This window comes from Pararhodobacter zhoushanensis, from assembly GCF_003990445.1.
GTDB classification, from domain to species: Bacteria; Pseudomonadota; Alphaproteobacteria; order Rhodobacterales; family Rhodobacteraceae; genus Pararhodobacter; species Pararhodobacter zhoushanensis.
The window spans coordinates 153876-163302 of the sequence record NZ_REEZ01000010.1; the positions used below are offsets into that span (position 1 = coordinate 153876).

At 62.4% G+C, this 9427-nt stretch carries 9 protein-coding genes; 2 read left to right on the forward strand and 7 right to left on the reverse strand.

Annotated elements, in window-relative coordinates; genetic code table 11:
• Positions 1–40 precede the first annotated feature (40 nt).
• Entirely contained in the window at positions 41–697 is a 657-nt protein-coding gene (locus EAE28_RS18610) for a sulfotransferase family 2 domain-containing protein (RefSeq protein WP_127109087.1), read from the forward strand.
• Between the two features lie 54 nt (positions 698–751).
• On the opposite strand, the gene EAE28_RS18615 is transcribed toward EAE28_RS18610, so the two are convergent.
• The 5 genes from EAE28_RS18615 to EAE28_RS18635 all read right to left on the reverse strand — a co-directional run bounded on the left by EAE28_RS18615 (position 752) and on the right by EAE28_RS18635 (position 6091).
• Positions 752–2227, reverse strand: a complete 1476-nt coding sequence (locus EAE28_RS18615) for an aldehyde dehydrogenase family protein (protein ID WP_127109089.1) — start codon at positions 2225–2227, stop codon at positions 752–754.
• Between the two features lie 14 nt (positions 2228–2241).
• Complete coding sequence (locus tag EAE28_RS18620) at positions 2242–3537, reverse strand: TRAP transporter large permease (RefSeq protein ID WP_127109091.1); 1296 nt, start codon at positions 3535–3537, stop codon at positions 2242–2244.
• A gap of 4 nt (positions 3538–3541) precedes the next feature.
• On the reverse strand, positions 3542–4003 hold the full coding sequence (locus EAE28_RS18625; RefSeq protein WP_164736701.1) for a TRAP transporter small permease: 462 nt from the start codon (positions 4001–4003) through the stop codon (positions 3542–3544).
• Between the two features lie 56 nt (positions 4004–4059).
• Positions 4060–5091, reverse strand: a complete 1032-nt coding sequence (gene dctP, locus EAE28_RS18630) for a TRAP transporter substrate-binding protein DctP (protein WP_164736702.1) — start codon at positions 5089–5091, stop codon at positions 4060–4062.
• Positions 5092–5197: 106 nt separating this feature from the next.
• Positions 5198–6091: a LysR family transcriptional regulator gene (locus EAE28_RS18635; protein ID WP_127109097.1), complete on the reverse strand. Its 894-nt coding sequence runs from the start codon at positions 6089–6091 to the stop codon at positions 5198–5200.
• 94 nt (positions 6092–6185) lie between these two features.
• On the opposite strand from EAE28_RS18635, the gene EAE28_RS18640 reads away from it, so the two are divergent.
• A complete protein-coding gene (locus EAE28_RS18640; RefSeq protein ID WP_127109099.1) occupies positions 6186–6980 on the forward strand; it encodes a coniferyl-alcohol dehydrogenase in 795 nt (264 codons plus the stop codon).
• Between the two features lie 212 nt (positions 6981–7192).
• Here EAE28_RS18640 and EAE28_RS18645 read toward each other — a convergent pair whose 3' ends face one another.
• Together EAE28_RS18645 and EAE28_RS18650 are read right to left on the reverse strand one after the other, a co-directional pair.
• The gene (locus EAE28_RS18645) at positions 7193–7597 is read right to left on the reverse strand and encodes a response regulator (protein ID WP_127109101.1); all 405 of its coding nucleotides are present in this window, start codon (positions 7595–7597) and stop codon (positions 7193–7195) included.
• Positions 7594–8961, reverse strand: coding sequence for a sensor histidine kinase (locus tag EAE28_RS18650; RefSeq protein WP_127109103.1), 1368 nt, complete (start codon positions 8959–8961; stop codon positions 7594–7596). The genes EAE28_RS18645 and EAE28_RS18650 overlap by 4 nt, the downstream gene beginning before the upstream one ends.
• Positions 8962–9427: the final 466 nt, after the last annotated feature.

Sequence of the window (9427 nt, forward strand, 5' to 3'; positions counted from 1 at the left end):
TCGCCCGCGCGATCCGTCTTTGCAAAGCAGGAACACGACCATGCCGTTGATCATCCGCCGAAAGAATCTGGCCTATTTCTCGGTTCCCAAGGTCGCCTGCACGTCGATCAAGAACATGCTGCACGAAATGAAGACCGGCGAGCCCTTCAAGCCGTGGACCCGGCCGAACGGCAAGACCGTTTTCGTACACAACCTTTACAGCTCGATCCATTTTGACGAGCTGCCGCATGAAGAGCTGGCGCCGCTGCACAAGATCACCATCATCCGGGATCCGATCACCCGCTTCCTGTCGGCCTATTCCAACCGCGTCGTTCACCACCGCGAGCTGTCCAAGGAAAAATGCGGTGGCAAACTGGCCAAGGCCGATCTGCCGCCCGATCCGGATCTCAGCCTGTTCATTGACCGGTTCGAAGACTACGTGCGGACGGTGCCCGTCATCAATCACCACACGCTGCCGATGGTGACGTTTCTGGGAACCGATCCGGGCTACTTCAGCCGGGTTTATGATTTTTCGGAACTCAAACAGCTTGAGACCGACATGCAGGCGCTGACCGAAACCACCGTGCCCCTGCCGCGACTGCAGACCGGTGGACCGAAGCTGCGCAAAGAAGACCTGACCCCGGCCCAGATCGACCGCCTCAACGCCTATTACGCCGCCGATTACGCGACCTTTGGCGATATCCTGCAACCGACCTGACCGGCTTGCAGCCCGACCAGGCCGGGCCGCAGGATCAGTTATTTGGGCGCTGCATCAGTCCAGCAGGCCCGACGCCCCGGCAATCGAGTGGAAGCCCTGAAACTGCGTGACGCCCTCATAGCCGAAATTGCGCCCGATGCCGGATTTCTTGAACCCGCCGAACGGCGCGTTGCCATCATTGGCCGAGGGGCCATGAGCGTTGATGAAGGTGTAGCCAGCCTCGATCCGGCGGGCCATGGCAATGGCGCGTTCGGTATCGGCGGACCAGACGGACGAGGCCAGACCGAACTGGTCGTCATTGGCCAGCGCCACGGCTTCGTCCTCGCTGTCAAACGTCAGGATCGGCAGCACCGGGCCGAATTGCTCTTCGCGCACCACTGACAGCGTCGGATCGGCCCCGACCACCAGTGTCGGGCGCTGGAAATAGCCCTGCGCGTAAAGTTCAGGATCGGGGATCTGGCCCAGCTCCAGCACGCTGGCACCCTGCGCGCGCGCTTCGCCGATCATGTCAGTAACGGTCTTGAGCTGCTTGGCGTTGTTCATCGGGCCCATGGTCGTCTCGGGCAACAGCCCATCCCCGACAACCTGCGCATCCACGACGGCGCGCAGCCCGTCGACCACCTCGTCAAAGCGCGAGCGGTGGACGTAGAGTCGCTTGAGCGCATAGCAGATCTGGCCCGTCGACATGAACGCAGCGCGGTAAAGGCTGTCGAACGTATCGCGCGACAGCGCCGCGTCGTTCAGGATCAGCCCCGCGTCATTGCCGCCCAGTTCCAGCGTGACGGGGGTGATGTTTTCGGCGGCGACCTTCATCACATGGCGGCCCACATCAACCGAGCCGGTAAAGTTCACGTAGCGCACCAGCGGGTGCCCGATCAGCGCGTCGCCGATCCGCCCGGCCGAGCCGGTGACGATATTCACCACCCCCGGCGGCAGCAGCTCGGCGATGCGGTGCAGGCTGATCGTCGGGGCCAGCGCGGAATTGGCCGAGGGTTTGACCACCACGGTATTGCCCGCCATCAGCGCCTGCGGCAGCTTCGCGCCCAGAATGGCCAGCGGCCAGTTCCACGGCACCACCAGCGCCGCCACGCCGCGCGGCTGGCGCGTAACGATGGTGTCGTTGCGCGGCGCGCGGATGATCTCGTCGCGTGCCAGCCGTTCGGCATAGTCCGCCGATTGCACGAAACGTTCGCCCAGACGGCTGATCTCCAGATGCGTCTCGCGCAGGACCTTGCCGTGCTCGCGGGTGAACAGACGCGCGCGGGCATCGACAAGGGCGCTGTCCTCGGTCAGCGCGGCGGCGACCTTGCGCAGGATCGCGCCGCGCTCGTCATAGCTCAGCGCGGCCCATGCCGGGAAGGCGGCATGCGCGGCACGCACCGCCCGGTCGACATCCGCAACTGTGCCAGCGGCAGCGCGACCGACCAGTTCCGAAGGGCGCGCGGGGTTGTAGATCTCATAGCTGCCGCCGTCCGAGGCAGGGCAAGCCGCCCCATCGATGTACAGATGGGTTTCGACAGGTTCGGTCATGGTCAGGCTCTTTCTTAGCGCATCGCGTCCGGCAGAAACGTGGCGATCTGCGGGATGAGAAGGATCAGCACGCCGCCCAAAACCATGGCGACGATATAGGGGGTCACGCCCAGAAAGATCGCGCTCAGCGGGATTTCGGGGGCGACGGATTTGACGGTGAAGACGTTCATGCCGATGGGCGGCGTGATCAGGCCCAGTTCGATCACGATGATCACCAGAATGCCAAACCAGATCAGGTTCACGCCCAGCGATTCCAGCGACGGCAGGAAGACCGGGATGATCAGCAACAGGATGCCGATGGATTCAAACACCGTCCCCAACAGCACGCAGATCGCGCAGATCATCAAGACCAGACCGGTCGGCCCCAATCCCATGTCCAGCACCAGCGCGCGCAGCTCATACGGCATGCCGGTCAGGTTGACGAATTGCGCAAGGATCAGCGCGGCGAAGACAATCGCGAAGATCATTGCCGTGGTGCTCACGGTTTCCTCGATCACACCGAAGATGCTGGCGCGGTCCAGAAAGTGCCCACGCATCACGCCCATGATGAACGCCCCGGCGCAGCCGACACCGGCGGCCTCGGTCGGGGTGAAGATGCCGGCATAGATGCCCAGCAGCACGATGCCGAAGAGGATGATCACCGGCCAGGTAGAGTACGAGGCGCGCAGCGTCTCGATCAGGCTCATCGCGCGGCCTTTGGGGCCGAAATCGGGGCGGATGGCGGTGACGATCAGCACGGCCGCCATGAACAGGACAACCAGCATCAACCCCGGCAGAATGCCCGCGATGAACAACTGGCCGATGTCCTCACCGGCGACGATGCCATAGATCGCCAAGGGAACCGAGGGCGGGATCATGATCCCTAACGTCCCCCCGGCAGCGATGGTCCCGGCCGAGAAGCCCTCATTATACTTGAACTTGCGCATCGACGGCACGGCAACGCGGGTCATCGTGGCCGCGGTTGCCAGTGACGAGCCACAGACCGCCGCGAACCCGGCGCAGGACAGCACACCCGCCAGCGCCAGCCCGCCGCGAAACCGCCCGAGCCACGCGTAGGAGGCTGCATAGAGGTCGTTGCTGATGCCGGATCGGTGGATCAGCGCGCCCATGAAGACGAAAAGCGGGATGATCGAGAAGTTGTAGTTGGTCGATGTGTCCACGATCCACTGCGACGAGGCGGCAAAGGCCGCGTCGAAGCCGCGCAAATACATCAGGCCAAAGAACCCGACGGCGAGCGTGGCGAAGGCCAGCGGCACACCGACAAAGGCCAGAAACAGCAGGATCGCGAAACCGATCAGGGTGAGGGTCATGGCTTTATTCTCGGGGTTCTTGGGGCGCGCGCATCGCGGCCAGCGCGGCGAGGATCGCGAGGGCGGCCAGCAACGTCATGCCGCCGACGATCCACAGCATCGGCAGGCGCAGGACGACCGTGGTCTCGGGGTAAGACAGCAGATCCCACACGCGCCAGCCCAGAATGACAGCAATCGCACTGACACCCAGCAGGCTCATCGCGTTGAAAACGAAGCGATAAAGCCGCGGGACGTGGCGCAGGAAGAACGGCTCGAACAGCGATACCGTCACATGCGACCGCTCGCGCGCCACGGTGAACATCCCGGCAAAGACCAGAATGCCCAGCACCATCTGGACCATTTCCGCCGAGCCAAAGATCGGATGGCTGAAGGCATAGCGCATCACCACTTCGGCGCAGGTGATCAGCGCCATGGCGATCAGACAGATCCCGCCCAGCAGGACCGTCAGTTTCTGGATCGGTCTCATGCGTCCCTCCCGGTGGCAGTCGGGGCGGCGCGCCATCGCGCCGCCCCTGTCCGCTGTCACGGCTGCGAGGCTGCGGCGACGCGAGCGCGGGTCGCGTCGATGATCGCGCGACCGTCCAGCCCATAGGCCGCTTCGATCTGATCGACCCAAAGCTGCGCCACCCCGTCCGAGGCGTCGTGCATCGCGGCCAGCAGGTCGGGATCGACCGGCGCAAAGGTCACACCCATCGCCTCAAGCTGTGCGCGGGCCTCGTCATCGGCGACGTCGGTTGCGGCCCCCAGACGACGGGCAAGCGCCGGGCCCGAGTATTCGGTGATCACCGCGCGGTACTCTTCCGGCAGCCGGTCCCAGACGCGCTGGTTGAAGAAGATCGAGAAGCTGGCCGACAGCATATGCGGAGACATCTCGACGCAGGATTTGGTGTAGGGCCCGATCCCGAACGCAATCGTGGTTTCCATCGTCTGCCCGTAATGCGCATCGACCGTGTTGCGCGAGACCAGCTCTTGCAGGTTGACGGCGGGCGAGGCGGTGATCGCCAGATCCATCGCCGCGAAGGTATCGGCAATCGTGCCCGGCAGCGCCCAGATGCGGCGGCTGCGCAGATCCTCAAGCGTGGTGATCGGCGTATCGGTGGTCGAGCACAGATAGGTCGGGCCCAGATGGAAGCCCGAGACCAGCTCGACGCCCCGGATCTGCTCGACCCCGGCGAAGAATTCCTGATAGCTCTCCCAGAACGCCACCGACATCGCCTCGGAATTGCCAAGGTCGATGAAGGGCATCTGCGTCAGCATGGTGCCCGGCGCGGATTGGGCGAGAAAGCCGTTAAAGATGAATCCGCCGTCCGCCACACCGTTGCGCACGGCATCGACGATACCCGGCGGCGGGGCGACGGATTGCGGCGGAAAGGTAATGCGGACGTCTCCATCAGTCGCGGCGGCAATGTCCGCCGCCCAGGCCTCGAACACGGGCCAGGCGAAATGGTTCTGCGGAATGAACAGGTTAAAGGTCAGATCGGTTTCCGCGATCACCGGCGAGGCAAAAGCGGCGGCGGCAAACAGCGTTGCCACGAATGGTTTCTTCAGTGTCATCAGGTCCTCCCACGGGCCGGTAGCCAGGCTACTGAAGCGTTCGTAGCGCCGTGCCGCGATAATGAGCAGCGCCATTTTATAAATCGCGATAGGCAGGATGTATCACCTACAGCGATGTCACGCGGCGCCGGATACACATTGCCAGCGCATCGGCAGCGGGGGTCAGCGGGTGCCCAGCGCGGGTCATCAACGAGATGCGCAGCGGCTCAATGGTCTCACGGATCGGGATCGGCGCGATGCGCCATGTCTTCTGCACATCGTCCAGCAGCAGCGCGGGAAAGGTGCAGACCGCGCCCAGACTCTCCACCAGCGACAGCGCGCCGTAATAGGATTCCGACGTGGTCGTCGCATGCGGCGGGGTAAAGCCGTGGTCCAGAAACGGTTTGCTGAAAATATCCCCCGGCCCGCCGGGCGCGCCAATCATGATCCATTGCGCCTGCTCCAGCTCACCCAGCGACCGCGCCTTCAGCATCGGCGAGTCCGACGCTGTGATGATGTGGATCGGGCCCTCCATTAGGAACTCCACGGCGATCTCGCGCGCCAGATCGGCGGGCGGGGCGGGGCCGATGACGATGTCGGTGCTGCCTTCGCGCAGGGGTTTGAGCGCGCCGGGGAACAGCCCGCTGGACAGGTGCACGTCGATATTCGGATGCGTCTTGCGAAACGCGGCCAGTGCACGGGGCATGATCCGCGCGGCGGCAAAGGGCGAGACGCAGACATGCACCGCGCCGGTCAGCTCTCCGCGCAGCTGGTTGACCTCTTCGTCCAGCCGGTTGATTTCCGAGGTGATCGTGCGGGCGCGCAGCAGCACGCGCTCGCCAATCGGCGTCAGCACCACCCCGCGCGAGGTGCGCATGAAGATGGGCAGGCCCAGCTCATCCTCGGCCTGCCGCAGCGCCTGGGTCAGCCCGGGCTGCGATTTCCCCAACGCTTTGGCCGCCGCGCGCAGGCTGCCATGCTCGGCGATGGCCACAAGGACCTGAATGTGTTGTACCTTCATGGTGATACTCAGAACTTATACGTCACGTTTTTTCAAGACTGTTCGTGATCACCCGCCTGCGCCATGGATCGCCCCTGTTGCGGGAGGAACTGACATGACACAGCGGACGTATGCCGTCACCGGCGTGGCAAGCGGGATCGGCGCAGAATTGGCGCGCATCCTTAAAGAGCAGGGTCACCGGGTGATCGGGTTCGACATCCATGAAACCCACGCCAATCTGGACCGTTTCATCGCGCTGGATCTGAATGACGCCGCCTCGATCACCGCCGCTGCAGCGCAGGTTGACGAGCCGCTGGACGGGCTTTGCAACAACGCCGGGCTCCCCCCGCGCGAAGGGCTGCAAGCGACGATTCTGCAGGTGAATTTTCTCGGCACCCGCGCTTTTACGCACGCCCTGCTGCCCCGGTTGCGGGCGGGCGGCTCAGTCGTGAACATGGCCAGCCGCGCGGGTGCGCAATGGCGTGAGAACGTCGCGCAGATCAAACGGTTCGCGGCAGTGTGCGGGCGCGAAGACCTCGCTGCCTTCATCGCCGCCGAACAAATCGACGCGACGCGTTGCTACAATTTGACCAAAGAGGCGATCATCCTGTGGACGATGGCCGAGGCCGAAGCGATGATCCAGCGTGAGCTGCGCATGAACACGCTCAGCCCGGGCGGCACGGCGACGGGCATCTTTGGCGACTTCCAGCGTGCGTTCGGCGCTGCGGTGGACCGCAACATCAAGCGCGCGGGCCGCGCCGGAAAGCCCGAAGAGATCGCCCAGATCGCCGCCTTTGTTCTGTCGCCCGCCGCCAACTGGCTGAAAGGCGCCGATATCGCCATCGACGGCGGCATGGGTGCTTTCAACCTGACCGACGCTATGGACCTGCAAGGGCTGCGCTTGGCGTAACCATCGCGGGGGCACCGAGAGCACGGTTGATCTCTCAGGGCCTTTGCGGACGTTCGCTGAGGTTGGCCGCGCTGCCTTGATCCTGGTCTTTGGGCCTGAGTGCCACGTCATGCTGGTCGTTCGCCACCAGCGGGGTAGCGGTCAACGCAAATCAGCAGGTCATCAGATCCGTGTCGCCTTCGACGATCCCACCCGGGTCAGAACGAGGAGCGCTAGTTTCCGTCTGCAATCAACTTCGCAACACGCTGCACGTGCTCAATCGTAAGCGGTTTGTTGATGAAGTCTTTCACGACGCCAAAAGTCTCGGCACGCTCGCGGTCAGCCGGATTCAGGGAGGTCGTCAGCATCACAACGACCCCTTTGACAAACCTTCCGCCAATCTCGCTGACCGCGGCTTCGATGAATTCAAACCCGTTCATGCGGGGCATGTTGATGTCCAGGAAGATCACATCGACCTCACGGTCCGGGTTCGTCTTGAGAAAGGCCAAAGCGTCGTCAGCATAGGTGAAACTGATGATCTCACCGATCAGACCCGATCGGCTCAGCACCCTTTTGTACTGCCGCTGATCGATTTCCTCATCATCGACAAGAAGGGCAAGTTTGATCACAACGCTCATAGCAAAGTCTCCGGAAAGGTCATGGCGAAGGCCGTGCCACCGTCAATGCCGGGGCCAATGGTGATCCGACCCTGATGGTTGGACATAACCCGTTGGCAGATCGTCAAACCCAACCCGGTGCCGTCATAGGCAGACGGCGCATTCAGGCGCTGGAACAGGCCGAAGACCCGGTCGCGAAACTTCTCGGGGATGCCGATACCGTTGTCGGCAATGACAATTTGCAGACCTTCGGGCGCCCTCTCTGATGTGATCTCTATCTTTGGTACGCGGTCAGGCGCACGAAACTTGACGGCGTTGGAGATCAGGTTCTGAAACAGCATTCTCAGTTGCATCTGGTTGCCCATCAGGTTTGGCAACGCACTGGTCGAAACCGTTGCTTGTGACTGGGCAATCTCGCTGGCCAGATCGGCTTTGACCTCTTTGATCAGGGCGGTCAGGTCGACCGGCTCCACTGTCATGGGTTTGTCCACGATCTGCGAGTATCTCAGGACATCGTCAACCAGCCGGCACATGCGCTGGTTGGTCGCCATCATATCCGCCAGCACCTCGCGCCCCTCAGGTGTCAGAGTTTCAATTTCTGCAAGCTCGTCGATCAGCATGCCGATCGTATTGGACGGCGATTTCAGGTCATGCGACATCGCATAGGTGAACTCGGCCTGCTCTTTGTTCGCCGTTTCGAGCCGGGTTAAGAGTGTCCCAATCGCTTCCGCATGCGCCTTTTCCTGCGCCAATTCAACGCGTTGCCGTTCGTATGTAAGCAGAAGCTTTCGTTCCCGTTGCCAGCCCAGATAGATGATCGCTGCAATAAGGGAGCAAATGAGCAGGAAAAGAGCAGCCAGGCCGATCGACAGCAACTGCGCGGCGGCGCGTTGGCGCAGATCGAGAAGGCCGTCGATCTCCCGGTGCAGACTGATCAGCGCTGACTGCGCGCCTGTGTCATCGATGCGCACCAGACGATCAACATCGGCGATCGCAGTCCCGGCCGCATGCGCTGCACGGATCGCATCGAGCGCCTGTCCATAGGCGTCGATGGTCGAGCGAATTTCCGATATATCAATGGTGAGCTCTGCCTGAAGAAGAAGCGCCTGCACCCGCGCCATTTCGGCGACAGCGGTGGCATAGGCTTGCGCGCCGAGATCAAGGTAGACAGGTTCATCCGGCCGCAAAACCGCGTTCTTGAAGTAATGGATCAAGCCCGAATAACCAATCGCACGCTCAAGGCCCAGAAAGGCGTCCGCGATCTCGCTGGTGACTGTTTCCGTCGTTTCGACTTTGCCCCTGAGTTCAAGGACAAACAGGCTGGCGATCATGACCATGATCAACGAGATCAACACCGCTGCGCGTATCTTCAGCCGAGCGGTCATGGCCCAGCACCGCTGTCCGCGCACTCGACGATATGGCGGAATGAGGGGGGCAGATCACCAACCTTGGTGTTCGCTGCGGACCACCAACCCGCCCCTACCAAAGCAGATTGCGAATAGCTGTTTGGAGTGTTCAAGAGCCTGTCCACGGTCCGCCGGTCCCTCACTGCCCGTACCGACCTTGGGGCCATACATTTTACAATTCGTGAATGCTTTGCGGACGCCCCGGATCGGATCCATCCGGCAGCCAGCACAGGCCTCGCGCAGCGACATATATGAGGGGATGGCTAGGTTTGAGCTCAGGGCTTGTTCGCTTGGTCGTTGCCATGCTGCCACGCCCGAGACTGACGCTGTGCTTGCAAGGCACTCACACGGAGTTCCCAACGCAAGCAGCCCCACGTTTCCGCAGGGCTTAACTATCTGACAATGAACAAGTATCTGGTTGCGGGGGTAGGATTTGAACCTACGA